The 25,852-nt window shown below is 41.7% G+C and carries 27 protein-coding genes and 1 riboswitch; of the genes, 18 read left to right on the top strand and 9 right to left on the bottom strand.

All coding sequences use genetic code 11. The annotated features are described in order from the left end of the window. Window positions 1-38: 38 nt before the first annotated feature. The 8 genes from Q1J64_RS12210 to Q1J64_RS12175 all read right to left on the bottom strand — a co-directional run bounded on the left by Q1J64_RS12210 (window position 39) and on the right by Q1J64_RS12175 (window position 6,638). The gene (locus Q1J64_RS12210; protein WP_301109356.1) at window positions 39-260 is read right to left on the bottom strand and encodes a hypothetical protein; all 222 of its coding nucleotides are present in this window, start codon (window positions 258-260) and stop codon (window positions 39-41) included. A 59-nt stretch (window positions 261-319) separates the two neighbouring features. Then, window positions 320-472 (bottom strand): hypothetical protein, encoded by a 153-nt coding sequence (locus Q1J64_RS12205; RefSeq protein ID WP_301109355.1) that lies wholly within the window; start codon window positions 470-472, stop codon window positions 320-322. A 36-nt stretch (window positions 473-508) separates the two neighbouring features. After that, window positions 509-702, bottom strand: a riboswitch (cobalamin riboswitch). A gap of 60 nt (window positions 703-762) precedes the next feature. Beyond that, the gene (locus tag Q1J64_RS12200) at window positions 763-2,109 is read right to left on the bottom strand and encodes an MATE family efflux transporter (protein WP_301109354.1); all 1,347 of its coding nucleotides are present in this window, start codon (window positions 2,107-2,109) and stop codon (window positions 763-765) included. Continuing rightward, entirely contained in the window at window positions 2,106-2,573 is a 468-nt protein-coding gene (locus Q1J64_RS12195; RefSeq protein ID WP_301109353.1) for a GNAT family N-acetyltransferase, read from the bottom strand. The genes Q1J64_RS12200 and Q1J64_RS12195 overlap by 4 nt, the downstream gene beginning before the upstream one ends. 80 nt (window positions 2,574-2,653) lie before the next feature. Beyond that, entirely contained in the window at window positions 2,654-3,214 is a 561-nt protein-coding gene (locus tag Q1J64_RS12190) for a TetR/AcrR family transcriptional regulator (RefSeq protein ID WP_301109352.1), read from the bottom strand. 404 nt (window positions 3,215-3,618) lie between these two features. Beyond that, window positions 3,619-5,364, bottom strand: a complete 1,746-nt coding sequence (locus Q1J64_RS12185) for a GMC family oxidoreductase (protein ID WP_301109351.1) — start codon at window positions 5,362-5,364, stop codon at window positions 3,619-3,621. A 17-nt stretch (window positions 5,365-5,381) separates the two neighbouring features. Beyond that, complete coding sequence (locus tag Q1J64_RS12180) at window positions 5,382-6,209, bottom strand: gluconate 2-dehydrogenase subunit 3 family protein (RefSeq protein WP_301109350.1); 828 nt, start codon at window positions 6,207-6,209, stop codon at window positions 5,382-5,384. A 171-nt stretch (window positions 6,210-6,380) separates the two neighbouring features. Beyond that, the gene (locus Q1J64_RS12175; RefSeq protein ID WP_301109349.1) at window positions 6,381-6,638 is read right to left on the bottom strand and encodes a hypothetical protein; all 258 of its coding nucleotides are present in this window, start codon (window positions 6,636-6,638) and stop codon (window positions 6,381-6,383) included. A gap of 186 nt (window positions 6,639-6,824) precedes the next feature. On the opposite strand from Q1J64_RS12175, the gene Q1J64_RS12170 reads away from it, so the two are divergent. From Q1J64_RS12170 to Q1J64_RS12085, 18 genes are all read left to right on the top strand, one after another. Next, on the top strand, window positions 6,825-7,358 hold the full coding sequence (locus tag Q1J64_RS12170; protein WP_301109347.1) for a sigma-70 family RNA polymerase sigma factor: 534 nt from the start codon (window positions 6,825-6,827) through the stop codon (window positions 7,356-7,358). Next, entirely contained in the window at window positions 7,348-7,986 is a 639-nt protein-coding gene (locus Q1J64_RS12165) for a hypothetical protein (RefSeq protein WP_301109345.1), read from the top strand. Before Q1J64_RS12170 ends, Q1J64_RS12165 begins: the two co-directional genes overlap by 11 nt. 621 nt (window positions 7,987-8,607) lie before the next feature. Next, window positions 8,608-9,354, top strand: coding sequence for an IclR family transcriptional regulator (locus tag Q1J64_RS12160; RefSeq protein WP_301109344.1), 747 nt, complete (start codon window positions 8,608-8,610; stop codon window positions 9,352-9,354). 146 nt (window positions 9,355-9,500) lie between these two features. After that, window positions 9,501-10,529 (top strand): TRAP transporter substrate-binding protein, encoded by a 1,029-nt coding sequence (locus Q1J64_RS12155; RefSeq protein ID WP_301109343.1) that lies wholly within the window; start codon window positions 9,501-9,503, stop codon window positions 10,527-10,529. 14 nt (window positions 10,530-10,543) lie between these two features. Then, the gene (locus Q1J64_RS12150; protein ID WP_301109342.1) at window positions 10,544-11,029 is read left to right on the top strand and encodes a TRAP transporter small permease; all 486 of its coding nucleotides are present in this window, start codon (window positions 10,544-10,546) and stop codon (window positions 11,027-11,029) included. Next, complete coding sequence (locus Q1J64_RS12145) at window positions 11,026-12,303, top strand: TRAP transporter large permease (RefSeq protein ID WP_301109341.1); 1,278 nt, start codon at window positions 11,026-11,028, stop codon at window positions 12,301-12,303. Before Q1J64_RS12150 ends, Q1J64_RS12145 begins: the two co-directional genes overlap by 4 nt. A 340-nt stretch (window positions 12,304-12,643) precedes the next feature. After that, window positions 12,644-14,128 (top strand): 4-hydroxyphenylacetate 3-hydroxylase family protein, encoded by a 1,485-nt coding sequence (locus Q1J64_RS12140; protein ID WP_301109340.1) that lies wholly within the window; start codon window positions 12,644-12,646, stop codon window positions 14,126-14,128. 186 nt (window positions 14,129-14,314) lie between these two features. Next, entirely contained in the window at window positions 14,315-14,821 is a 507-nt protein-coding gene (locus Q1J64_RS12135) for a flavin reductase family protein (protein WP_483315960.1), read from the top strand. 281 nt (window positions 14,822-15,102) lie between these two features. Then, window positions 15,103-15,648 (top strand): 3-hydroxyanthranilate 3,4-dioxygenase, encoded by a 546-nt coding sequence (locus Q1J64_RS12130; RefSeq protein WP_301109338.1) that lies wholly within the window; start codon window positions 15,103-15,105, stop codon window positions 15,646-15,648. Then, window positions 15,645-16,655 carry an amidohydrolase family protein gene (locus Q1J64_RS12125; RefSeq protein ID WP_301109337.1) on the top strand — a complete coding sequence of 337 codons (1,011 nt, stop codon included), beginning with the start codon at window positions 15,645-15,647 and terminating at the stop codon, window positions 16,653-16,655. Before Q1J64_RS12130 ends, Q1J64_RS12125 begins: the two co-directional genes overlap by 4 nt. After that, window positions 16,652-17,098 carry a RidA family protein gene (locus Q1J64_RS12120; RefSeq protein ID WP_009498735.1) on the top strand — a complete coding sequence of 149 codons (447 nt, stop codon included), beginning with the start codon at window positions 16,652-16,654 and terminating at the stop codon, window positions 17,096-17,098. Before Q1J64_RS12125 ends, Q1J64_RS12120 begins: the two co-directional genes overlap by 4 nt. Window positions 17,099-17,108: 10 nt before the next feature. Next, entirely contained in the window at window positions 17,109-18,578 is a 1,470-nt protein-coding gene (locus Q1J64_RS12115) for an aldehyde dehydrogenase (RefSeq protein WP_301109336.1), read from the top strand. A gap of 65 nt (window positions 18,579-18,643) precedes the next feature. Continuing rightward, window positions 18,644-19,423, top strand: coding sequence for a 2-keto-4-pentenoate hydratase (locus Q1J64_RS12110; protein WP_301109335.1), 780 nt, complete (start codon window positions 18,644-18,646; stop codon window positions 19,421-19,423). A gap of 29 nt (window positions 19,424-19,452) precedes the next feature. After that, complete coding sequence (locus tag Q1J64_RS12105) at window positions 19,453-20,331, top strand: acetaldehyde dehydrogenase (acetylating) (RefSeq protein WP_301109334.1); 879 nt, start codon at window positions 19,453-19,455, stop codon at window positions 20,329-20,331. A 22-nt stretch (window positions 20,332-20,353) separates the two neighbouring features. Then, complete coding sequence (gene dmpG, locus Q1J64_RS12100) at window positions 20,354-21,373, top strand: 4-hydroxy-2-oxovalerate aldolase (RefSeq protein WP_483315959.1); 1,020 nt, start codon at window positions 20,354-20,356, stop codon at window positions 21,371-21,373. A 2-nt stretch (window positions 21,374-21,375) separates the two neighbouring features. Continuing rightward, entirely contained in the window at window positions 21,376-22,167 is a 792-nt protein-coding gene (locus Q1J64_RS12095) for a 2-keto-4-pentenoate hydratase (protein WP_301109332.1), read from the top strand. Window positions 22,168-22,241: 74 nt separating this feature from the next. Beyond that, window positions 22,242-23,462, top strand: coding sequence for an MFS transporter (locus Q1J64_RS12090; RefSeq protein WP_301109331.1), 1,221 nt, complete (start codon window positions 22,242-22,244; stop codon window positions 23,460-23,462). A 19-nt stretch (window positions 23,463-23,481) separates the two neighbouring features. Further along, the gene (locus Q1J64_RS12085; RefSeq protein WP_301109330.1) at window positions 23,482-23,778 is read left to right on the top strand and encodes a hypothetical protein; all 297 of its coding nucleotides are present in this window, start codon (window positions 23,482-23,484) and stop codon (window positions 23,776-23,778) included. Between the two features lie 315 nt (window positions 23,779-24,093). On the opposite strand, the gene Q1J64_RS12080 is transcribed toward Q1J64_RS12085, so the two are convergent. Next, window positions 24,094-25,497, bottom strand: coding sequence for a purine-cytosine permease family protein (locus Q1J64_RS12080; protein ID WP_301109329.1), 1,404 nt, complete (start codon window positions 25,495-25,497; stop codon window positions 24,094-24,096). Between the last annotated feature and the right edge of the window lie 355 nt (window positions 25,498-25,852).

Below are 25,852 nucleotides of genomic sequence, written 5' to 3'. Positions count from 1 at the left end.
ATCTAAATCGATGTCTGGTTTTTTTACATAATGGCGGATCATTCGCAGCCTACAAGCTCTTCCACAACTTTCTCATAAGCTTTATTCAAATAGCGAAGCTGTTCTTCTTTTTCATTGGACGTAATCGAAAGGTTGTCAGCTATGTGCTTTTTGCAGTCTTCCAGAATCACTGAAAGCTCTTTGGAACGCGCAGCTGTCCAATTTGACATAATGGAATCCTTCAATTGATTTCTGAAATATTCAACGTTTTCATTTGGCATGATCATGCTCCTCATCGTGTTTGTATTTATATTTCGCCATAAAAAAACATCCGTCTAAGTTAACCTAGAGGACGTTTATGTGGGAAGCCATGACGAACTAAACGGTTCATCAGGACGTTTTGAATGTCTACTCGATGTGAGATCCACCGAATCCATCCATAAAATGTCCTGGTACCGTTTTGTCGTACGACGGCCTGTGAAAGTTTTTTCATAGCCGCACATGACACCTCCTATCCGCGTAGGGTATTGGTGTGTACTCGATCTAGGCAGGTCTCCTGGCTCGTCTTCAACATACGATTCTCCTTCCCATCTCCTTTGCAGGGGACAGTGGAAATAAAACGCACTCCAACTCACAGTTGCGGGACAGCATCGGTTTTTCACCGATTTCCCTTTTAAGCGCTGTCTATGAAACAACAAACGCACCTATCTCTAACACGATATTCAGTTGCTTCTTTAGTATAGCACTCTTCACAATTTGTGGAACAGAAAAAGAAATGCCAAGTCAGACTAGCCTGGAGTTTTTTGTTGCATTCCTCTGATATAGGAAGACACCAATAAAAACAACGAATTCAGATGCCGGAATTGCTAGCCAGATACCATTCAGACCAAACAGTCTCGGCAGGATCAACAGGAAAATCAGCATAACGATGATTTCACGTGAAGCGGTAATCCAAGTCGCCATCCGCACATTGCCGACAGATTGATAATACGTCATCATGACAAAGTTCGTACCCGTGAACAAATAGGCAATGAAGAATAAATTAATTCCTGTGCTGGCTAAATCACGTACGTCCTGTGGGAATTCCCCAAAAATCGAGACAATCGGACCTGCAGCAAACTGTCCGATGAGAAAGAAGGCAGCGCCAGCCAAAACAACTGTCAACATAGCTTTTTTCATGGTTTCCCTCTGCCGCTGTAGGTTGCGCGCGCCGTGATAATAACTGATCAACGGCTGAATGGCCCCACCCATTCCTAAAAACAACATGAGCATGACACTGTGCACATAATTTAAAATAGCAAACGCCGCAACACCTTCCGTGCCCGCCATTCTTTCAAATGCGATATTATGGGAAATCGTAAAGACAGAAATACCGAGTTCAGACAGGAAACTCGGGAAACCAATAATGATGATTGCTGTGAACAGCTTTTTATTGAATGAAAATCGAATAAGTTTCAGGTTATTAGTTTTCTTAAAGAAATGGGTAGTCAGAACAAGCATGCCTAGGAAGGAAGCAATGATTGTCGCTATAGCGGCACCGGACACACCGAAATCCAGAACAAATAAAAATATATAATTCAGTATGATATTGACGACCGATGTGACGATTAGCCCAATCATTGATAGATTTGGGGCCCCATCATTGCGTACAAAGATACTGAACGTATTCTCTACCGTAAAAATAAATCCAAACAGCAGGATGACTAATAAATAGTCAGATACATAGGGGAACGTCTCTGTGTTTGCACCAAGTGCATAAGCGAGCGAATTCCGGAATATGAATGCCGTCAGTCCGAGCAACAGTGTGAAAAAAGCTATTGAAAAGATTGCATGGGTGAAAATTTCCCGTGCTTTTCTAACGTCTTTTGCACCCATCGCCATTGAGTATTTCGTGGCGGCACCGACTCCAATCCAGAGTGAAATTGCGAAGAAAATCGTATAGACAGGAGCAGCAATCCCGACACCTGCCAACGCTTCTGCGCCCAATCGATTACCGACCATGATTCCGTCAGCGACGATATTGATCGCCATCAGCAACATGCCGACGGTGGAAGGGATCAAATACCGTAAAAAGATGCGTCCTACGGGTTCGGTATCCAATTGATTCAGTTTGGGTGAAGTCGAACTCATGCTAAAGGACTCCTTTTTAAATCAAGTTCCATGACGAGACATGGGAATTCGCCGACATCATCTATTTTTCCATTTAACGCAAATCCGAATTTTTCATACAGATGCTGTGCTTTCTTATTATCTGGATAAATACTTAAATAAATCATGTCACAGCTATACTTTTTCTGCATTCCTTTTAGCAGCATCGGCAGGAAACGGCTGGCATACCCTTTGCCTTGGTAATTCTGATCGATCATGAAGCGGTCCAGCCAAACATTACTGCTCGTTTTGTCACGGCCGTGCATCGCATAGCCGATTAATTCTTCCTCATCATATAAACCCACTGATTTCCATTCTGGCTCAAATTTTGACTGGGCCAGAGAAAATGAGTTACTTTCTATAAAATTTTTCTGATTGTCATTCACTGATAAGTAGGCGATATCCTCCCAATTTTCAGCAGTTACCTCACGTATGTAGAGGCTCATAATTCCATCTCGCTTTCAAAGTTGTTGTAAAATATAAAAACTATTTTTGTTTTATGGGTTTATTTAGGTAATAAAAAACATTATTCAGGATTTTTCTTAATGAGGCCGAACAGCAAAATATCGACAATTGAGTCTAGCGCTTCTGTTACAGTTATGCTGTTTTCATAGAAGAACTGCCGGTCCATCGTAGAGTTGGTAGCGTCAATGATCAGCTTCATTAGCAGAGAAACATTTTGGTCAGCAATAATACCTTCCCGAATACCCTGTTCAATAAGCTCACGCAGTTCGTCCCACTCATTCAAGGCAGCATGGACACGTTCCCACTGTGCAGGGTGTGACTTCCGCATCTGATCAAGAATCTGCCAGTTATAAAAATCATTATATTTCGGTATGACCGTTATGACTTTCTTGATTTTCTCTATTAGTGTCAATTGCGTATCCTGCATGATGATTTCAGTTTTATCATCAAACTCCTTCAGTGTAGAATCGATAATAGCATCGAGGATTTCTGTTTTGGAAGAGAAATGTTCATAGAGTGTTCGTTTACTGATCCCGAGTCGCTTAGTCAGATCATCCATTGTAAACTTCATGCTTTTCTCATGAACTTCTTCCAAAAAAGCCTTCATAATGCGAGCTTTCATTTATCCTCCTCCTCTTTTATCCATTACGGGAAAACTATATAAACAAATTTAGTTTTTCAGGTTCTGTTTAAGTATATAAGGGGCAAGGGAAAAATGCAAAGAACAGTACTCGATGTGATGAACTAATGTGTGAGTATAAAAAAAGGATTGCTATCACGCCACAGCAATCCGGAGAAATGATCATCTGGAATGAACTAATTCACCCTGTACCCATACATCTTGAATATTCTCAGGACGTACAAGGTAGATGATCATCCTCGTTAACACAGTGTTTCATTCCGAGCTGTACGAATGAAGCACTGTAAGGTCTTAGGGAGCTTGATTAAAAGCATGAAACGCATATCCAGTCGCATTGCGTGATACATAGGAAAAACAGCTGAGAAAAGTAACCCCAGCTGTTATGTTTAGGCGTTTAGACTGGCTTGTTTCGCTTCGACTAGTGGACCGCCGTTTTTCAAGTACTTTTCCACACCTTCAGCCGCACGATAGCCAAGTGCGCCGATTGTAGCTGTAGGGTGATGACCTGCGAATTGCGGGAAAGCAGAACCGCCAACAACGAAAAGGTTCTCCATATCCCACATCTGCAGGTAATTATTTACCGCAGAAGTTGCCCGGTCAGCTCCCATGATCACACCACCGGCATAGTGACCTCCGTCGTAGATATGGTCGAATTGTTCGGGAACTACATCCTCGTCTACAATATCCGCTCCCATTTCTTTCATGATTTCCGTACACTTTTCTATACCGAATTTAGCAATATTGCGGTCTTGGTCAGTGTATTGATTTGTGACACGTAATAACGGATCTCCGTACTCATCTTTATAAGTAGGATCTAAATCCAGATAATTAAACCACCAAGACATGATAGCCGATGTGTACCACACCCGTAACGAACGATTGGCATAGTTAACAGAATTCTTTTTGAACTCTGGCCCCCAATTTGGTGTGTCGGCCGGGACATGATTACTCGCAATAGCCCCATCTCCGTACTGACGAAGTTCTATTCCACCGCCATTAATGAAATTCAAGTCCGTATGATCAAAGTTATCTCCGGCGAAGTCACTGAGTGTCCCGCCCAGTGCTCCTGCTCCCATATATAAGTTGAATTTCTCATCTTTAAAGAAACCGCGGGCACCTAAGAATGTAATATTGCCTTGCATATTAAAATTACGTCCGATCGTGCCTTTACGAGTTTTCGGATTATATTGCTCACCGATATTTGATAACATAAGCAACCGATTGTTAGAAAAAGAAAAAGCAGCTAGCACAACTACATCTGCGGGCTGTTTATACTCTACCCCGGTACGCGTATCCGTGTATAGTACACCGGTCGCTTTCCCCCCGCTGTGAAGAACTCGGCGGACAAGTGAATTTGTGCGGATTTCACAGTTATTAGTCTTCAGAGCAGTCGGAATAACGGTTGCTAATGGATCTGATTTCGCACTGAAATCACAGCCGTATTGCGTACAATATGAACAGAACATGCAAGCATTCAACGACTCACCGTCAGGGTTCGTATATGCCTGTGACAGATTTCCGGAAGCAACTTGATACGGGTGGTAACCCATTTTTTTGGTTGCATCCTTGAATAAACGAACTGCCGGTGATTCTTTCATTGGCGGAGTCGGGTAGTCACTCGAACGTTTTTCACCGAGCGGATCAGGTTCCCCTGAAATACCGGCCGTCTTTTCCCACCGGTCGTAATAAGGTTCCATTTCATCGTAGGTGATGCCCCAGTCTTGAATTGTCATGCCTTCAGGGATTTTCTTTTTTCCATATCGTTCAATCGTTTTAGAGCGAATTTCAAAGTCGTATGCTCTCCACCGGTACGTTGCGCCTGCCCAGTGAACACTGCCTCCGCCCAGGTCTGTCCCGGCCATCATTTCTTTACGTGTACGGACGGGAAGAGCCGTATCGTCCATCGTCACGCGAGATGTAATCGTTTCAGGTGCTAGATTTTGCATCATTTCATAGCGATTTGTATAACGCAACTCGTCCTTTACCCCAATATAGTCGGCGCGGTCCTGTTTTTTTCCGCGTTCTAACACCACGACTTTATGCCCGGCTTTTGACAGTTCAGCAGCTACAACACCGCCCGCCCAGCCGCTTCCCACTACCACTACATTAACTTTTTCTAGTTTTTTCGCCATTTAAGTTCCTCCATTTATCAGTGTCCTTGGTAACTGCGTAAACTTTCTGGTTCCATTACAATGAACTCTTTTTTGTCGATATCCTCTGTGTAACTCATGCGGGGTCCGGGAAATTCTTTCATCCGCCAGGCATCCATATTTCGATTGCCACCGTAAACAGGATCTGCGTATGCACCTTCTAATGTTGTCTGCAACAGCAGGTTGAAAAACATACTGGAAGATACGCCGTTCATTTTGGCTTTGCCCTCATCAAACAGCTGAAGGATTTCATCTTGCTGTGAAGCTTCCAATTTTCTAAAGTTTGTCTTGAACTTCTCTTGCGAAGTCTGTTCAAGGGCTCGTACACCTTCAGTGAAAATTTCAGCTCTCGTCATTCGAGTTTGGTATCTCGGAGTAGGAGCGGGTACTTGCGTCTCTGCGTTCGGGCCTTGCGTATCTTGGTCGCGATCTTGCCTTTCATATATAGCGGTCTCAGCAGTCTGCGGGAAAGGTCCACGCATATATTCTTTCGCGTTCATGCCCCATTCGCCGGTAAGCTGACGGTCGATAAAGTAGGGTACACCCAGTTCAATTGCGCCTGGCCCGAGATCATCTTTCGGAAAGAGTCGCTCGGTAGCAGCAGAGAGGATTTCAAAATCTTCACTACGGCTGAAAAACGTCCGCGCTTCCAATATGTTATCTGTTGATGATTCCTTCCCTGTAGTTGGCTTCTGAACTTGGTGGGTTACTAAACCTCCTAATAAAGAACCTCCTACCAATCCTCCTGCCACTAAACCGGTATTTTTCATAAAATTACGGCGGCTCATGCCTTTTTGTTCAGTTTCAGGCTGTTGTGATCCTGTCACATATATCTCCTCCTCATGAATGTAAGGTTACACATTTTTACCAATCAACTATGAGTCATCTTGTGGTGATATTGCTGAAACTATACCTATAAGTTGAAATTTATACATAAAAAATCCCTGAGCTGTCCAGGGGGAACTGGATGGCTCAGGGATCTGTCATATTATTAAATTTTAGTTAGTTGCTTTAGTATCTCCGTCTTCCTCATCCTTCATATCAACGTCCATGTCTACATCAGCATCCGGCTCCATATCCACATCCACATCATCGTTAGGTGTTGTATCTGCCGGCTGATCGATATCTACATCGTCATTATTATCAATAACAGGATCGTCTTTATCGTCACCGCACGCACTTAGTACGCCTATAGATAATATTGCTGCTGCTCCAACTTTTAGTAAGTTGTTATTTTTTAATTTTGTAAGATCCATGAAAGATCTCCTCCTCTTAGTTGATTAATTGCTGATCGCTCTAAGTTAATAATAGCCCTATTTGACATTTATAAACCTAAACGATGTAAAATGGGACGTTGGTACGAAATATCTTTATGGGGAAAATGAAACCGAGACGATTTATATCTCGTCTTTAGGGTGAGAACGTGAAAAGGCGGTGAGATGTTGGAGAATTCGCAAGGTGAATCGGAAAAGTGGCTGCGAAATTTAATGGATGAGTATGGAGGTCGACTGACTAATTTGGCCTACAGTTATCTAAAAGATTGGGGAAAGGCGCAGGAAGTAGTTCAAGATGTATTTTTCACTTGTTATAGTCAGTACGCAAAAATCGAAGAAATTCAGTCGCTTGAAGCATGGACTTACCGTATTACGATCAATCGCTGTAAAGACGTATTAAAAAGCTCTTGGATTAAACGGGTGACAGTAAACAACAACCTGTTTGCTTTTCTGAAGTCAACCACAGTATCACCAGAAGCGGCAGTTATAGCGCGAGATGAAAATACAATGCTAGTTAAAAAAGTGCTCGAGCTGCCAGTTAAGTATCGAGAAGTTATACATTTATTTTATTATGAAGAATTATCGGTAGCTGAGATAAGTGCTTTGCTTAAAATTAATATAAATACAATCAAAACGAGACTGAAACGCGGCAGAGAATTACTTGGCGTAAACTTGGAAAGAGGTGAGACAAGTGTCGGTTGACTTGAAGAATCTTCGGAAAGTAATGGATGAACAGTTATTTACGGAAACTCGCTTTACTGACGAACAGAAGCAGCAGGTAATAAATAAGTTAAAAATACCGACAAAAAGAAGTGTCATGGTACCACGCGCTGTGGGTGTTCTATTGTCAGCGATTATTTTATTCATCGGTGTCTACTTCACTCAGCAGGAATTCCGGTCGGCCGGATCGGTGCAACAACAGCCACAATTTACTTTAACTGCTGAAGAACAGCAGATATATCATGCATTTAATGAAACATTCGATCAGCAGGTATTGGCAGGTCTTGAACCCATGTCGGTAGCCAAACTCTACATTGAAGCAAGTGCCAATCAAGATCATGACATGATGTACGCACTGTACACTGACCGCGAAGAATGGATTGCGTGGAGTGAGGAGGAAGACAAAGAGCACCGTGAGATTGTAAATGACAGCGCTGAGGATATCTATACGTATTTTCAGCACTTCAATGATGGAGTATTTCATCAGACGAGTGAGTATGAAGGGACAGTCGAATTTGAAGCAGCGGAAAACCGTGATATACCCAGTATATTTAACTTGATCCAAAATGAAAACGGCATTTGGCAAGTTGCGTTTATGCCGATTCAATAAAAAGATCGTAGTAATAGAAGTATTGGTGTGGGGCGTTGGCAGTTCTATAAAAAAACAAATCAAATAGAAAAGCCAACAGTAAATAAATAACTTTGTGTCAAGTTGAAAAGTGAACTTTCTGCGGAGGTTCGCTTTTTTGTGATGTATTATCCTCCTGCATTCACTGCAGTGATCACATTTTTATTTCTTCAACAAGTGAAGTCTTAGTTCAAAATTTCAGGTTTATAGGCTAGAAGTCATTTGAAAAGTAAAAAGGTTTACTATAAATAGGAATCTAACTCATTTTCCAGATAGAATCCAGATTAGATGTTGGGTGAAATGGGTCCTAAGTTGATTGTTTTATTAACAGTTAATAGTAAGCTTGATAAGTAACTAGTTTGATAATTTGTTAAACAAATTTCATAATGTGGAATTTGGGACTTGTTATCTTGTTTTTACATTCATATAATATGAATTACTACTTACAATGGTCGATTCGAAAGAAGATGAATCATTAAAACTTACCGTCCTAAAACAGCTGGCGAAAGGTTTAGTCAGAAAGTCTTTTTTTCTTTATTTGAAAGCGTTTACATCAATTGAATTACCGAACAGGCTAAGATCAAGCCGGAGAGGAGAAAAAACGTGATAGAATCCGTTAAAAAGGCATGCTATATAATCAGTTGTTTTTCTAGCGAACAACCTGTTTTGGGGAATTTGGAAATTGCAGATAAACTTGGGATGAGCCCTAGCACAACACATCACTTAGTCAGCACGCTTTGCAATGAAGGTGTATTAATGAGAGACCAGGATCGAAGGTATCGCTTAGGTTGGAAATTGTTGGAGTGGAATAACAATGTCATGTTTCAACAAGATATTTATGATAAGGCTATTCCACTTGTAAAAGATTTGATTAGCAGATTCGTGGGTACCGCACATATAGGGATGTTTGATAAGGGAGAGGTCGTATTTGTATTGAAAATATCCTCTCAAGAAGCGTCACCTATTCACACATACATCGGATCACGTAAGCCCGCTTATGCCACGAGCACCGGAAAGGTTCTATTGGCCTATAATAAAAACTATCTAAAAGAAACAATTGAAAGAGGACTTTCCCCGCAAGCCCCGAATACAATCACAGATATTGACAAGTTGAAGGAAGATCTCAAACAAGTACGAAACGTCGGCTACTCTATAAGTAATAACGAGAATAGTACAGGCACGTATGCTATTGCCGCACCTATTTTATCGTACTCAGGTAAGACGATAGCGGCTGTAAATTTGGCTGGTCCTGTTTCTTATATGCAAGGAATCAATCAGCAAATGATTAGACAGAGTGTAATTAAGACAGCAGATTCCATATCCAAGGAACTAGGATATATAGAAGTATAGAATCGTAAAGTACAGTCAAATAAGGGGGCGAGATGAAGAACAGATGGATTTACTTATTCAACATACAGAAATAGACGAAAATTTTCAAAAAGAATTTACGGAATATTGTGACTTAAACTAAGAAAAAGAGAAAAGGGGAATCTATTATGTTGAAAAAAAGAGGAATGTATTTTTTTATTATGACCATTGTAGCCGCACTTTTTTTAAGTGCATGTGGTAAAGATAGCGATGAGGTAAAGGCTGATGATAGTGGTAAAACGGAGGATGCGGGAAAGACATATAACTTTAAGCTTGCTCATATTGCACCGCCTGATCATATTTGGAATGAAACAGCTGAAAAGTTTGCTGAAGAACTTGAAAAACGTTCTGACGGCAGAATGAAAATGGAATTATATCCTGGCGGGCAGTTGGGCAGTGAGCCTGATATGGTTCAGCAGTTAGAGACAGGTTCATTGGATTTTGGATTTATCACAACGGCATTTTTGACATCTAGATCAGATGCGTTCAGCGGATGGTTTGCACCGTATTTGTTTGATTCATATGAAGCTGCTTTTGAAGCAAAAGACTCTGATATAGCGAAGAAAATTCTTGCAACACTTGATGATCAAGGTTTGCGTGCAATGAACTACTTCTTCTCAGGGAATCGTACGATGATGTTCAGAGAGAAAGTGGAATCGCCTGCAGATATGAAAGGGTTGACTCTGCGCGTAACACCTAGTCCTGCATTACAAGATTGGTATCGTTTGCTGGGTGCTAATCCTGAGTCTATATCACTTCCGGATGTGTACCAAGCTGCACAAACAGGCGTTATTGATGGAATGGAAATGGATTTAGACGCTGCTGTTACATCGAATTTCAATGAAGTAACTGGGTTTGCTGCTTTGACGAATCATATGGTATGGCCTTCAGTAATGATTGCGAGCGGTGAAAAGTTTGATGCAATGCCTGAAGAAGACCAAAAAATTGTTGAAGAAGCAATGGCTGCTGCTTCTGAATACGGAACGATGAAACGTTCATCTTTAGAAGAGGAATACATGAACACGTTGAAAGATAGAGGAATGGAATTGTATGAAATGGACGAGTCATTGTTTGATCCTTTTAAAGAGAAATACGATGAGCAATACAAAGCAAAAGATCCTTTAATTAAAGAGTTTATTGAGACGTTCCGTAAATAGGAGGAATACGCAGTATGAATAAACTGAGCAGCTGGATAGAAACGTTAGAAAAAGTTATGGCGATGATACTGATCGCCGCGATGACGATTATTATCGCAGTCGCCGTAGTGTTCCGCTACTTCTTGAACGCACCAATTTATTGGGCGAATGAAGCAAGTATTTTCATCATGGCATGGATTACGTTTATTGGTGGAAGTTTGGGACTTAAATATAAGTCCCAGGCTTCTGTTACCTTTTTAGTTGATCGGCTTTCGGAAAAAGGAAGAAAATATTTGGAAATCGTTTCATATGTAATTATCTTGGCGTTTATTGCAATCTTACTATATTTGAGTTACGAATGGCTGATCACCGTTTTGAATCAAAAATCGTCTACTATGCGGATTCCGATGTGGATTCCATATGCATCGGTCCCGGTAGGATTAAGTTTTGCCTTCATTCACTTATTAACCCACCTTGTGAACTTGTTTAAGCCGAAAGAGCAGGGGGGACAAACGACATGATATTTGCTGTCATTGCATTATTTTTACTATTTTTAATAATCGGTATTCCGATTTCGTTAGTACTTGCAATCACGTCCCTCAGTTATTTGCTTCTTTCGAATTTGACGACACTGATGAGCTCGGCACCACAAAAAATGTTTTCCGGAATTGATAATTTTGGCCTCTTGGCTATTCCGTTATTCATGCTGGCAGGTGAGTTAATGAATGGCGGAGGAATTACAACCCGGCTTGTGTCATTTGCGAGAGTTCTAATTGGACATTATCGCGGTGGATTGGCGTATGTAACTGTCATTGCCAATATGTTTTTAGCATCCATCTTAGGCTCTGCCAATGCACAGGCTGCGATGATGAGTAAAGTGATGGTTCCTGAAATGGAAAAGGAAGGCTACAAGCGTGATTTTTCCGCAGCAATCACATTGGCATCTTCTATCGTAGCCCCTGTTATTCCTCCCAGTATGCTATTTATCATATACGGGACACTGACAGGAGCATCCATTGCTGATTTGTTTATGGCTGGAGTGATACCGGGTATTTTGTTGGGAATTGGTTTTATCATTGTAATAGGATTCATGAATCACAAGCAGCAGTTTCCTAAGAGTGAAAAAGCAACCTTCGATATGATTGTTAAATCATTCTTACGTGTACTGCCTGCAATGTTAATTCCTTTCACCATCATTTTCGGTATACTCGGCGGTGTCTTTACGCCGACTGAATCTGCAGCAATTGCTTGTGTTATTGCATTTGTCATTGGATTGGCGTACCGGGAATTGAAACTGAAAGATATGCCTGAAATCTTTGTCAGCACAGTAGTAAATACAGCGACAATTTCTTTCCTGATTGTCACTGCCAATTTATTTGGTTTTATCATTGCATATGAGCAGATACCGCAGTTGGTAGCTAATTCTATGCTTAGTCTTTCAGAGAATCCATTAGTATTCTTGCTGTTGGTAAACATTTTCTTACTATTGATTGGTACTGTGCTGGATGGGATAGCGGCATTAATTATATTAATACCGGTTATGCTTCCGTTACTTGCTACATACCAGATTGATCCCGTACATTTCGGTGTAATTGTATGTATTAACTTAACGATTGGTCTTCTGACACCGCCAGTAGGCACAGGATTATTCATTGTATCGTCCATTGCCAAGGTGAAATTTGAAGATCTTATCAAATCTATTATGCCTTTTTTGGCGATGGCGATTGTCGTGCTGCTCATCCTGACATACTGGGAAGATGCTGCATTATGGATTCCGAGCCTGTATAAAGATTAGAATATTCAAGACTGTAGATCTACTCCAAAATAAGGAGGAAATCTACAGTCTTTCTTTTTGTAGAAGTATCATCACCCACTAGTCTTTCAGTATGTCATAAAAATTTCTTTATGAAATATTCTTACTATTTCATATGATGAAATATGAATATTGTGACGAATTTGCGGATTCGGTATATTACAAGTAAGTTAATTGAAGTGAAATTGTGTGAGATGAAAAAGGCTTTATATATCTTAGAAGCTTCTTTTAATAAAAGGAAATGAAAGGGCTTACAATTTCGTTTTTGACCAATTTCACGATTCTCAATGAAGAAACTATCAACATACAGGAGGAATACACTATGGGTATTAGAACAGGTGCGGATTACATTAAAGCAGTTCAATCGCGTCAGCCGGAAGTATATTTAGGAGGCCGCCGTATTTTCAACTTGGCGGAAGAACCAGTATTCAAACAGCCTATTAAAGAAATGGCCAGACTATATGATATGCAGCATGATCCGAAGTATCAGGAAGAAATCACGCATGTATGTGAGGAAACGGGCGAGCGAGTAAACAATGCGTTTCTTATTCCAAAAAGTGGAGAAGACTTGCAAGCGCGCAGGCGGGTTTTTGAAGTATGGGCAGAAGCGACGTTCGGTTTAATGGGTCGTACTCCCGATTTCTTGGCAACAGTCGTAACGGCAATGGCTTCTAATGATTGGTTCTTCAGACAATATGGTGAACGCTGGGGAGATAATATTGTAAACTATTATAAATACATTCGAGATAATGATTTGTTTTTGACTCACGCAATCATTAACCCACAGAATGACCGTAGTAAAGCCTCCAGTCAGCAAGATGACGAATTTTTGCACTTGGGTGTGGTGCGTGAAACAGAGGAAGGCTTGATTGTACGAGGGTCTAAGATGCTTGCAACGCTTGCACCTGTAACCGACGAAGTCATTATCTATTCCTATCCAAGTTTCAAGCCAGGTGATGAAAAGTATGCAATTGCATTTGCTGTTCCCATCGATACTCCGGGACTTCGTATGTATTGCCGTGAAGAGACGCAAAGTGGTGAACGTTCTACATGGGATCACCCGCTTGCCAGCCGTTTTGAAGAAATGGATGCTGTGCTTGTGTTCCATGATGTAATGGTACCGTGGGATCGTGTATTTATCAATCAAAATGTGGAAGCAGGAAATATGCTATATCCGAAAACAGGCATCAACTTGCAGCCTTCACATCAGTCAGCAGTTCGCGGCCTGACAAAGATTTCATTTGCTACTGAAGTTACCTGTGCAGTTGCGGACGCTGTAGGGGTCGATGGATTCCTCAACGTGCAAAACCAATTATCTGAACTGATTCAAGGAGTCGAGACGATTCGCGCATTAGTGCGAACAGCGGAGCAAGAATTTGTTATGACGCCATACGGAGAAGCACTTCCTGCTATCGTACCATTAGAGACGATTCGAGGAATCCTGCCAACGCTTTATCCGCGTGCAATGGAAATCTTGCAAACGATCGGTGCTGGTGGATTGTTAATGTCTCCTACAGGCGGAGATTTCGCAAATCCTGAAACAGCAGAGGATATGGTCAAATACTACAGTGGCCGTTCTGGCGTAACAGCTGAACACCGCGTGCGTTTATTCAAGTTGGCTTGGGATCTATGCGGAGAAGCATTCGGTCAGCGTCTTGTACAATACGAGCGCTACTATTCTGGAGATCCGGTTCGTAAATTAGGTATGTTCTATAATACTCACAAACGTAATAATCCGTCATATGATATGGTTAATAAAGCATTGAAAGATTCATTGGAAATGGCGAAAGATACTGTAGTCAATTAATCGAATCATAAGTAAAAAAGCATTATCAGGTAAGAGGCCTTTACTTTGGTAATGCTTTTTGTCTACTATATTTTAGATTTTTTAAAAATTTGGTTATTCTATCAGATGGATATCATGAAGTAGCATCCGGCTTATGCTATAATTTTGGTGAATTGATATAAATAGAATTAATTTTAGGGAGAGATAATGATGAATAAAGAAGAAAAACAACAAGTATTTAAAGATATTATGGGGAATTACCCAACTGGCGTAACAATTGTTACGACTACTACAGGTGAGGGAGTACCAGTTGGTTTAACTGTAAATTCATTTGCATCTGTTTCCCTTGATCCATTGATGTTACTATGGTCTATTGATCATAGAGTCTCTTCATTGAAAGAGTTTACGGAAGGTGGAAAGTTTGCAGTGCATGTATTGGCGGGAGAACAATCCGAACTGTGCAAAACGTTTGCAAGCAGCCACGAAGATCGTTTCAGTACATGTGAATGGCATCAATCTGAAAATGGGCTGCCGATCATTGATGGCGCATTCGGCGTTTTTGAATGTAAGACATTTAAAGCGATTGAAGCAGGTGATCACACGGTGTTAATAGGTGAAGTAGTTGATTTGAAGGTAGATGCTAGCAAGGATCCAATGCTATACCACCGCAGAGTGTTTGGTTCTATTCCGGCGGATTTTTACACAGCAAAATAAGTAATCGACTAAAATACACGATCTATGAAGCGATAAGAAAAAGGTCCAGACTTTCTACATGAGAGTCTGGACCTTTTTTTGAAAAATATTTATTAAAAAAATTCTAACTATTTCACATGGTGAAATAGCGATATAGAAAAATGTATGCGTTTTCATTTATAGTGAAGCTATAACTAGTAAGGCACGAGAGGATGTCGGGGTCAGTGCAATTTTAATGTGGAATTGTACAGAACATCTCCATCTTCTAGCACGAAAAAAACTAAAATAATGGAGGGTTTCAAATGACAACTTCAACAATCAAAACTTTAAAGGCGTTCAACCTGCTGCAGTGGATCGAAGAGAATAAGGACGCACTTCAGCCGCCAGTCAACAACAAGGTTTTATGGGAAGATTCGGAATTTATTTGTATGATTATAGGCGGTCCAAATAGACGGCGGGATTTTCATGTGGACCCTTCTGAAGAATTTTTCTATCAAATTAAAGGCAGCTGTTTTGTTGAAGTCATTAATTTCGAAGGCAAGCGTGAAGTAATAGAAGTGAAAGAAGGAGAAGTATTTATGCTCCCTGCTATGATGCCTCACTCTCCGCATCGAATTGCAGACACGTATGGTCTCGTAATTGAGCGTAAACGCGACCAAGGTGAACTAGAAGATTTCGTTTGGTTCTGTGAAAGTTGTGATCAGGAGATGCATAGAAAAACGATTCAGCTGACTGATATCGGTACACAGGTAAAAGCTGGGATTGAAGAGTTCAATGGCAGTGAGGAGCTGCGCACATGTAATAACTGTGGTCATGTAATGCCTGAAGAAGTAGGGTTGTGGAAATGAGAGTAGACTTTCATACACATATTATTCCTGAAAACATCCCTGACTTTGTGGAAAAGTTCGGTGGCGGACGCTGGCCAACTTTAGAAAAGACCTGTTCCTGCGGAGCAAATATCATGGTTGAAGGCAATGTTTTTCGTGAAGTAACTGATCAGGTTTGGAGCCCTGAAAAACGCATTGACGATATGGATGCGGAAGGCGTCGATATTCAAGTGCTGTCTCCAATTCCGGTAACGTTTTCCTACTGGGCAGATGGCAAACAGGCAGAAGAAATGTCTAAAATCCAAAATGATTTTATTGCAGATACTGTTAAAAAATATCCAGACCGTTTTATCGGACTGGGCACTGTTCCATTGCAGGACGTAGAAGTATCGATTCGTGAAATGGAAAGATGCGTCAAGGAGCTTGGCTTAAAAGGAATTGAAATCGGTACAAATATTAATGGTAAGAATTTAGATGATCCCGATTTCACAAAGTTCTTTGAAATGGCGGAAAAGTGGGAAGTTCCTTTATTTGTACACCCATGGGAAACTCTTGGTAAAGATAGGATGCCACGACATAACTTCATGTATACAGTAGGCATGCCGAGTGAGACAGCTTTAGCAGCAGCGAGTTTGATCAATGGCGGCGTAATAGAGAAGTTTCCGAAACTTAAAGTCTGTTTTGCACACGGTGGAGGGTCATTCCCGTATATTCTTCCGAGATTGGACCAAGGCTGGAAAGTTTGGCCGCATCTGAGACAGACGAAAGAACTGCCAAGCTTTTATGCAAAGAACTTCTACTTTGATTCATTAAATTATGATCCGTTGAATCTTAATTATATGATCGATCGTTTCGGCCATGAAAAGATTGTAATGGGTTCTGATTATCCATTCCTGCTGCGTGAAATCCCACCCGGCAAAGTAGTTGATGAAACAGTGAATCTATCTGATGAACAAAGAAAAGCGATTCTTGGTGGAAATGCACTGGAATTTTTAAACATATCCATAAAGGAAGAGATGAAAAAATGACACCTGAAGAAAAATTGAAAGAATTAGGGCTGGAACTGCCTCCTTTACGTCCTTCACTTGGAGATTATGTTCGGTGTGTCCGCACGGGAAATTTATTATTTACAGCCGGACAGGGCGTAGATCAGTACCATGGCAAACTGGGGAGAGATCTGACTGTAGAAGAAGGATACTTGGCTGCTCAGCAATCCATGCTGAACCTGATCAGTGTTGTCAAAGAAGAAATTGGTGAGCTGAGCAAAGTAAAGCAGTTTGTGAAGGTTCTGGGTATGGTCAACAGCACAGAGGATTTCACGGATCAGCCGAAAGTAATGAACGGCGCTTCCGATTTAATCGGTAAAGTGTTTGGAGAAAAAGGAAAGCACGGAAGGTCTGCAGTCGGTATGTCGCAACTTCCTAACAATACGGCGATAGAAATTGAGATGATCATCGAGATCGAAGAGTAGGAGGAATATCGTGGCTAAAGAATTAGTAGCGGACAATACGACTGTCCAGGATGCGAAACTATTTATAGGTGGAAAATACGTAGATGCGATTTCAGGAGATACTTTCGATACGATAAATCCTGCAACAAACCAAAAGCTTGCTACAGTTGCAAAGGGTGGAGAAGAAGATGCCAACCTGGCAATTGAAGTGGCACACAAAGCATTCACAAGCGGAGTTTGGAGCAATATGCCGGTTGAAAAACGTTCAGAGATTTTGTGTCGTATGGCCGATTTGATTCTGGAAAAAGTGGACCAGCTTGCATATATTGAGACGTTGGATGTCGGAAAACCAATTCGTGAAAGCCGTGAGTTCGATATTCCGCGTGCTGCATCAAATTTCCGTTTCTTTGCTGAAATGGCGAAATATATGGTGCATGAGCATTATGATATGGCGAACCACATGTCCTATGTACAATATGCTCCTGCTGGTGTTACTAGCTTAATTATTCCGTGGAATCTTCCATTTATGCAAATGACCTGGAAAGCATCTGCTGCCTTGGCCGCAGGAAATACGGTAGTGATTAAACCAGCTTCCGATACGCCTTTAAGTGCAGTGTTGCTTGGAGAGATTGCCAATGAAGCCGGCTTGCCGCCTGGAGTTTTGAACATTCTTACAGGACCTGGAAGTACGGTAGGAACTGTAATGGCCAAGCATCCATATGTTCAGCGGATTTCATTTGTCGGTGAATCCGAGACAGGCAAGACCGTAATGCGTAATGCTGCGGAAAATCTGACTCCTGTTTCATTGGAATTGGGCGGGAAATCGGCCAACATTGTATTTGAAGATGCGGATTTGGATGAAGCGGTAGAAGGCTCAATTGAAGCGATCTTCCGAAATCAAGGTGAAATTTGTCTGGCGGGTTCTAGAATTCTCGTACAGGAAGGCATTTATGAAAAGTTCTTAGAGAAATTCGTAGCGGCAACGAAGAACATTAAAGTCGGCGATCCGACAGATGAAGCTACTGATATGGGTGCGCTTGTATCAAAAAGCCATTTAAAAGAAGTAGCCGACTATGTTCAGATTGGTCTTAATGAGGGTGCGAAACTGGCATGCGGCGGTAAGATGGTTGAAGGTTTACCGGAAGGAAACTTCTATGAACCTACTGTTTTATATGACGTGAATAATAAAATGCGTGTGGCACAGGAAGAAATCTTTGGACCGGTTCCTGTCATTATTCCTTTCAAGACAGAAGAAGAAGCGATCGACATTGCCAATGATTCCATTTATGGATTAGCTGGCGTTGTGTGGACAAATGACTTGCGGCGCGGTCAACGCGTAACCTCTCAAGTGCATTCGGGTTTACTGTGGGTAAACTGCTGGTACGTCCGAGACCTGCGTACTCCGTTTGGAGGGGCGAAAGCGAGCGGGATTGGAAGAGAAGGCGGCCGCCACAGCTTTGATTTCTATACAGAAGCGAAGACCATTACGATTAAAAAATAAACCGAACAACTAAAGGTGGCATTGCGCCCGCCTTTTGTTGTTTTCAAGCAGGAGGATGGAATAACTTGTCTATTAAAATTGAAGATTATGCATCAGAACTATTAGAAGCGGAAAAAACACGCAAAGGAATAGCGCCTTTGACGGATAGAGATAGTTCATTAACTGTGGAAGATGCTTATCATATACAGCTGGAAATGGTGAAACGGAAATTGTCCGAAGGAAGAACAGTCATCGGTAAAAAAGTAGGCCTGACAAGTGCGGCGATGCAGAAAATGCTGAATGTTGATGAGCCGGATTACGGTCATCTGTATGACGATATGGAATTAAAAAATGAAGCTGTCGTCAAAGTGAATTCGATGGTATCACCAAAGGTTGAAGCAGAAATTGGCTTTGTGCTGTCAGAAGACTTAGTGGGACCGAATGTAACGTATCTGGACGTCATGATGGCTACTAAATATGTCGTACCAACGATTGAAATTATCGACAGCCGTGTAGCAGATTGGAAAATTAAATTAATTGATACAGTTGCTGATAACGGTTCGAGCGCAAAAGTGGTGGTTGGTGAAAAGCAATCAACGCTAGAAACGTTAGATTTACGAACAAATAGTATGGTTCTTTATAAAAATGAAGAGTTGATTGCAACAGGAGCAGGAGCTGCTGCGCTTGGTCATCCGGCACATGCTGTTGCGTGGCTTGCTAATAAATTGCATGAATTCGGCATTTCATTGAAAAAAGACGAATTGATTCTACCAGGAGCACTATCCGGCGCGGTTGTAGTGGAAGCAGGAGACACGATCAAGGCGGATTTTGGCCCGGTCGGTGCTGTCACTGTACACTTTGAATAAAAACCAGGCTAGTAAGGAGGAAGTATGAGATGGATAAAATAAAAGCGGCGATCATCGGTTCCGGAAATATCGGAACTGATTTAATGTACAAACTTGAACGCAGTGATGTTATAGAGTTAACAGCTGTAATTGGAATCGAACCCGAATCGGATGGATTGAAGCGGGCGAAAGAGAGAGGTTATCAAGTTTTCTCTACTGGAATTCAAGCGATTGTCGATCATCCGGAACTGGCGGATATCGTATTTGATGCAACCTCTGCAAAAGCTCATATTCATCATGCGGAAGTACTTAAGAAATTAGGGAAGCTGGCAATCGATTTAACACCTGCAGCCATTGGGCCTTTTTTCTCGCCGGCTGTAAGCAATGAAGAACATGCAGGTGAGCTGGATAACGTCAACATGATTACGTGTGGCGGACAGGCAACGATACCCATTGTGAATGCCATCAATAAGGTAGCGGATGTTACATATGGAGAAATCGTAGCGACTATCTCAAGTTTGAGTGCTGGGCCGGGAACACGCGCGAATATCGATGAATTTACGATTACTACACGTAGAGGAATAGAAGAAGTCGGCGGGGCGGATAAAGGAAAAGCGTTGATTATTTTAAATCCTGCTGATCCACCTATCTTGATGCGTGACACAATTTATTGTGAAGTGAAAAATATGGATGAAAAAGCGATTCAGGAATCCATTGAAAATATGGTGGAGAAAGTGAAAGAGTATGTGCCGGGATATCGATTGAAGCATGCACCACTTTTTGAAGGCAATGTCGTAACGGTCTTTGTTGAAGTGGAGGGAGCAGGCGATTATTTCCCGGAGTATGCAGGCAATCTTGATATCATGACAGCCGCAGCGACACGCGTAGCGGAAGACTTTGCGCGGTCGATGCAAGGATCTGTTATTTAATGAATGGGAAGGAGTGAAGTACATGACGAAGAAACCAATTAAAATTACAGAAGTTTGTTTACGCGATGGGAGCCATACCGTAGCGCACCAATTTACTGTTGAGCAGGTACGAAATGTAACCCGCGCATTAGATGAAGCAGGCATGCATTATATAGAAGTAAGTCATGGTGATGGGCTGGGCGGCTCAACGGTTCAATACGGAAAGTCCTTGGTCAATGAAATGGAATTGATCGAAGCTGCCGTCGATGAATGTACCAATTCAAAAGTAGCGGTCTTGCTAATCCCGGGTATCGGCACGATGAGTGAGCTGAAACAAGCACATAAATTGGGCGCAAGTCTCGTGCGAGTAGCAACTCACTCAACGGAAGCGGATGTTTCAGCCCAGCATATCAGCCAGGCTCGCGAACTAGGAATGGAAGCGTTAGGATTTTTAATGATGGCACATTCAGTACCTGTTGAAAAATTAGTAGAGCAGGCGAAACTGATGGAGAGTTACGGAGCCCAGGCGGTTTATGTAACGGATTCAGCGGGTGCATTGCTGCCTCATCAAGTAAGTGAGCGGATCAAAGCGTTGAGGGGTTCATTGGATGTTGAAGTCGGATTCCATGCGCATAATAACTTATCTTTAGCGGTTGCCAATACTCTTGCAGCGATTGATGAGGGGGCAACCCGTATAGACGGTGCGGTTCGCTGTCTAGGTGCGGGAGCAGGCAATACGCAGACGGAAGTTTTGCTCGCGGTAATGGATCGTATGGGTATGGATGTAGGAATTGATTTATATAAAATGATGGATTTAGCTGAAGATATTGTCGGACCGTTGATTCCCGACACGCAGGAAATAAAAAAAGGTAGTCTGGTGCTAGGCTATGCCGGCGTATATTCGAGTTTCTTATTGCACTCAGAACGGGCTGCAGCGAGATTTGGACTGGATCCGCGCGATATCTTAATGGAGCTGGGAAGAATGAAAGTGGTTGGCGGACAGGAAGATATGATTCTGGATGTGGCTGCTGAATTGGCCAAGAAGGAGAAAGCGGGGGTATAACTATGACAGTACTTACAGATCGTGAAAAAGAAATTGTGGACTATTTATATACAGCGGAGCGTGATGCCCGTGAGGTTGTTAAAGTTACCGATAAGTATCCGGAACTGACAATTGAAGAAGCATACGTGATACAAGATCGTCTGTTGGAACATCGCTTGTCTGAGAATAATACGAAGCATGTAGGCGTGAAACTTGGGCTTACGAGTAAGGCAAAACAAGTCATGATGGGGGTTGACCAAGCAATCTACGGGTACTTGCATGCAGATATGCTTGCGACAGAATGGGAGCCAGTCAACTATTCTGAGTTGATTCATCCAAAAGTAGAGCCTGAAATTGCCTTTTTATTGGGCGAAGATCTAGAGGGGGAAAATATCACTGCTGAAGATGTAATTAAGGCTACGAAATATGTGGCTCCTGCACTCGAAGTGATCGATAGTAGATATAAGGACTTTAAATTTACATTAGTCGACGTGATAGCTGATAATTGTTCTTCGATTCGATTCGTTGTTGGCAGTAAATGGATTTCCCCGGAATCCATAGATTTAGGCGGCATTGGCATGGTCATGTCCAAAAATGGAAAAGTGGAGCAAACAGGCTCAAGTGCTGCTGTCTTAGGTCATCCGGCTGAAGCAGTTGCGTGGTCTGTTAAAGAGCTCAGTAAGCGCGGTAAAGGTTTGAAAAAAGGAGATATCATACTTAGCGGTGCGATGTCTGAAGCCATTTCATTTGAATCAGGTGATTCCATCGTTGCGCAATTCGATGGATTAGGCAGCGTTTCGATGTTTTGTAAGTGATCGGTCAAAGGAGAGTGTGCTGGCTGCCAGCTCACTCTTTTTCATTATAGAAAGTAAAAGAGATGATCCGAATCATGAATGTACAAACCACAGAACCTACTTTACGGACAGCTTGGAAAATGTTGATTTGGTTATTGATTGCTCAAGTCATGGTGTCCTTCGTCGGCAGAAGTTTGGCACCTTTAACTATTTTACTAGGTAAAGACCTATCCCTCTCTCATACACAGATTGGATTGCTGCCTGCCGCTTTATTTCTTGGACAGTCTTTCTCTGCGATTCCTTCCGGTTTGCTGGTAGATCGTTTAGGCTCGAAAAAACAACTGTTTGGAACAGTAGTATTACTGGGAATCAGCTTTATTCTTATCTCATTCACGACTCATTTCGTTTTACTGTTACTGGTTGTAGTGGTGGGCGGCGGAGCATATGCAGCCATACATCCAACTACAAACAGGGGTATTCTCTATTGGTTTCCCCAGCACAGCAGAGGTACTGCAATGGGGATTAAACAAATGGGGATTACTGCAGGTTCTGCCATGGCAGCGCTGCTATTACTCCCGTTGGCTAAAGAAATTGGCTGGAGACCGGCGTTATTCGTCAGTTGCATCGTATTGTTGATCCTCGGGGCATTGGTGTCTTACTACTATCAAGATGCTGCGGAATCTGCAATATTGAAGCCCGCACCATTGAATAAAAGTACATTTCGTAAAGACCTTCGAACAATCATGAGCAATAGGCAGGTTCTTTTATTGAGCATCAGTGCGATGGGATTGCAGGGCGCACAGCTGTGCCTAACAACATACATCATCTTATTTGCTTTTGAAAAACTGGAAATGACACTTGTTTTGGCTGGTCTTTTGCTGGTATTGGCTGAAGTGGGGGGCTCAATCGGCAGAGTTGCCTGGGGTACAATAAGTGATCGTTTCTTTGCAGGAAATCGAATGATCGTTATGTTCATTGTAACAGTCCTGACTGGGATCAGCGCATTGGTATGTGCGCTATTGCTGCCTGCGACTCCTTTACTTGCCATATTGATTACAGTATTCATCTTCGGGTTTTCGATTTCCGGTTATAACGGAGTATGGATGACGATTATAGTGGAATTGGTAGAAAAAGAGAACTCGGGACTTGCTACTGGTGTTACCGTCACGATCAGCTCATGGGGGGTATTGATAATTCCTCCGTTGTTTGGCTATATCGTAGATACAAGCGGTTCCTTTTCAAACGGCTGGCTGTTTGTCGCTGCATTAATGGCTGTAATTGTACTCTTATTAATACAAACGAATAAAAAAGTTTAACAGAAGGAGGGGGATGAAGTTGTCAACTGAGGAAATGGTATTGGTACCTGACGCGGTGTTTATTCATCACTGTTATAGCGAATACAAGTTAAGTAAAAAAATACACAATGAAATAGATTTATTTTTTTATCGGTATGGCATAGATAAAAGATCAGAACGTCGCAGACACCATCTGGCCTTTTTGGAATATATTAAAATGAAAGAGTTGAATAGCGAAAAGTATTTGAAAACACGAGAAATAGTATTAAGTCAAGAGATAGAAGAATACTTGGAAGAGCCATATGTTCTACTTTATATGAGAGAGAAAGCGATTTAATATCCCGCGTTATCAATAATTATATGAATTATGGTTATCTTTAGCTTTAGCTTTAGCTTCTCTATATGCTGGCTGTCATCTTTGCTTATTCAGCGATGCTGAAAGCGAGACTGGAGACATATCGAACGACGAGAACTTTCAGGAAATCAAAAATGAGTCAGGTGGAATTTAAAAAAGCAAGTGCCGATTTTACAGGCACTTGCTTTTTGGTTGTATAGGAATATTGAAATACAAGCGAGTTGGTTTAACGCTAGTCCGCTAGCAAGATGCTGTTGGAAAAGTAAGGGCAATCGTATCTTAACTCTGTATTATGATTCAAGAAAATTTATCATCTGCCGTTATATCTTTTGGTTCCCGCGTTACATAATAAGCACCTTTTGTCATCTTCGCGATCACTACTGTCAGCACTGCGGCGAGTAATGCAGCGAAGAAGGCAGCTGTTGATTGAAGGAAGATGCCCAGATAGCCAGATGCGGCTACTGAACCGAATGCACTTGCCACTAATAATGAGACAACACCGACGGGGTTCCATTTATGAAGAAATTGCTGTCGTGCGACATAATAGTTTGGTCCAATTTTCATCCATTTTTTCACAACCAATGCATCCGTCACTAAAACAGCGGCCCAGGAGAATAAGAACACTCCCTGGAAAGTCATCACGGTATCTAAGTGATCCACTATTCCTCCGAGCATCAATAGCATTGCAGATATTGCAGAGACGATGACCCAAAATCGACGTCCCGGTGTGAAACGGAAAACATTTTCAAAGAAATTAGATAAAGAAAGCGAACTACTGTAAATATTTGTGACGTTAATTCGAAGTTGCGTCAGCATAGTAAATAATGCACCGCCGATTCCGAGTAATAGAACGATGTAAACTCCTGGGTCGTCTTCAAGGAAACGAACTCCGAACCAAATACCGAGGCCGCCCATTACACCGTAACAGAAAATCTGTGGGATGAAGCCGATTGCGATTGAACCGTACTTTCGGTCTTTGGGCTTTAAAAAACGCGCATAGTCGGAAGCGAGTAGCGCTGTCAATCCCATGATCCCATTGTGCATTCCTATGCAGAATAATAATGCTGTTCCTCCGAATTGAACTCCTTCAGGCATATAAGAAAAGACGGATCCGGTGTAAACAGCAGGTTTTATAAATGACACAACAATAGCTGTAACTAGGAATATGATGAAAACAGGCATGGACCATTTCTGGAGTTTGTCCAGCTGCTCAATGCCAAACCAGTTTAATGGAATGACAAGTGTTCCGAAAACTACGATAAGAATCCATTGAGGGAGGTCTGGAACAAAATGATGAACGGCTGAGACTAGAATCAACCCTTCAAAAGCACAATACATAATGAAATTAGAGGCGTAAATGAGTGAGGTGAGTGATGCACCGATATATCCGAAACCACCGCCACGTGATAGCAAGTTAACATTCATACCTGATTTGGCTGATAAATATGCAATCACTGTACCGAGTAGTCCCGCCACGACAATAGCGTAAATCGCTGAGGCTATGGCATTTGGAGCTCCAAACTGAAGCGCCATAACGCTGCCCATCTGAAAATAAAAAATGGCAGTTGCGATTCCAAACGTAATGTTTGTAATGCTCAGCCAGCTTTTATTCCGGTCTTCTATAGGCACACGTTCCAATGAATAATCTTTTACTGCTTCATCTTCTGAATCATGAGGTAACATGGACTGTTCTGTTGTCATACACATCTGCTCCTTCTGATAAAATAGTCAACCCCTTCTGCAAGTATGTCTGGCCAATACTTATTCATATAGAAATTTATAACTGTTAGGTAAGTTGAATTGATACTATATTATGTTAACAATAATGTAATGAAAAAATCAAGTCTATCCTGCGATTTCCTTGTATTTCTAATGGAAATTAAAGTTATTTCAGAAGAAAATATTTAATGCTAAGTATTAAAAATACTTTATTCTTTGAATGAATTTCATAATTCCAGGCCCTTGTCTCCCATGGGGTTGAAGGCATCAAAAAAGAAGTACCTCCCCAAGTCTTGTATAATGGTAGTCGACAAAACATCCCAAAAAGACTGGAGGA

The organism is Sporosarcina sp. (assembly GCF_029257255.1).
GTDB lineage: Bacteria > Bacillota > Bacilli > Bacillales_A > Planococcaceae > Sporosarcina.
Note: the sequence above shows the minus strand (reverse complement) of the source record. Positions and strands in the feature narration are given on the sequence as shown.

Excerpts from the sequence above, each read along its gene's own strand:
- Q1J64_RS12080 (WP_301109329.1), bottom strand. The coding sequence starts at position 25,497 with ATGACAACAGAACAGTCCATGTTACCTCATGATTCAGAAGATGAAGCA.
- Q1J64_RS12155 (WP_301109343.1), top strand. The coding sequence starts at position 9,501 with ATGTTGAAAAAAAGAGGAATGTATTTTTTTATTATGACCATTGTAGCC.
- Q1J64_RS12135 (WP_483315960.1), top strand. The coding sequence starts at position 14,315 with ATGATGAATAAAGAAGAAAAACAACAAGTATTTAAAGATATTATGGGG.
- Q1J64_RS12205 (WP_301109355.1), bottom strand. The coding sequence starts at position 472 with ATGAAAAAACTTTCACAGGCCGTCGTACGACAAAACGGTACCAGGACA.
- Q1J64_RS12095 (WP_301109332.1), top strand. The coding sequence starts at position 21,376 with ATGACAGTACTTACAGATCGTGAAAAAGAAATTGTGGACTATTTATAT.
- Q1J64_RS12175 (WP_301109349.1), bottom strand. The coding sequence starts at position 6,638 with ATGGATCTTACAAAATTAAAAAATAACAACTTACTAAAAGTTGGAGCA.
- Q1J64_RS12120 (WP_009498735.1), top strand. The coding sequence starts at position 16,652 with ATGACACCTGAAGAAAAATTGAAAGAATTAGGGCTGGAACTGCCTCCT.
- Q1J64_RS12185 (WP_301109351.1), bottom strand. The coding sequence starts at position 5,364 with ATGGCGAAAAAACTAGAAAAAGTTAATGTAGTGGTAGTGGGAAGCGGC.
- Q1J64_RS12210 (WP_301109356.1), bottom strand. The coding sequence starts at position 260 with ATGCCAAATGAAAACGTTGAATATTTCAGAAATCAATTGAAGGATTCC.
- Q1J64_RS12105 (WP_301109334.1), top strand. The coding sequence starts at position 19,453 with ATGGATAAAATAAAAGCGGCGATCATCGGTTCCGGAAATATCGGAACT.
- dmpG (WP_483315959.1), top strand. The coding sequence starts at position 20,354 with ATGACGAAGAAACCAATTAAAATTACAGAAGTTTGTTTACGCGATGGG.
- Q1J64_RS12200 (WP_301109354.1), bottom strand. The coding sequence starts at position 2,109 with ATGAGTTCGACTTCACCCAAACTGAATCAATTGGATACCGAACCCGTA.
- Q1J64_RS12190 (WP_301109352.1), bottom strand. The coding sequence starts at position 3,214 with ATGAAAGCTCGCATTATGAAGGCTTTTTTGGAAGAAGTTCATGAGAAA.
- Q1J64_RS12145 (WP_301109341.1), top strand. The coding sequence starts at position 11,026 with ATGATATTTGCTGTCATTGCATTATTTTTACTATTTTTAATAATCGGT.
- Q1J64_RS12090 (WP_301109331.1), top strand. The coding sequence starts at position 22,242 with ATGAATGTACAAACCACAGAACCTACTTTACGGACAGCTTGGAAAATG.
- Q1J64_RS12195 (WP_301109353.1), bottom strand. The coding sequence starts at position 2,573 with ATGAGCCTCTACATACGTGAGGTAACTGCTGAAAATTGGGAGGATATC.
- Q1J64_RS12125 (WP_301109337.1), top strand. The coding sequence starts at position 15,645 with ATGAGAGTAGACTTTCATACACATATTATTCCTGAAAACATCCCTGAC.
- Q1J64_RS12140 (WP_301109340.1), top strand. The coding sequence starts at position 12,644 with ATGGGTATTAGAACAGGTGCGGATTACATTAAAGCAGTTCAATCGCGT.
- Q1J64_RS12150 (WP_301109342.1), top strand. The coding sequence starts at position 10,544 with ATGAATAAACTGAGCAGCTGGATAGAAACGTTAGAAAAAGTTATGGCG.
- Q1J64_RS12130 (WP_301109338.1), top strand. The coding sequence starts at position 15,103 with ATGACAACTTCAACAATCAAAACTTTAAAGGCGTTCAACCTGCTGCAG.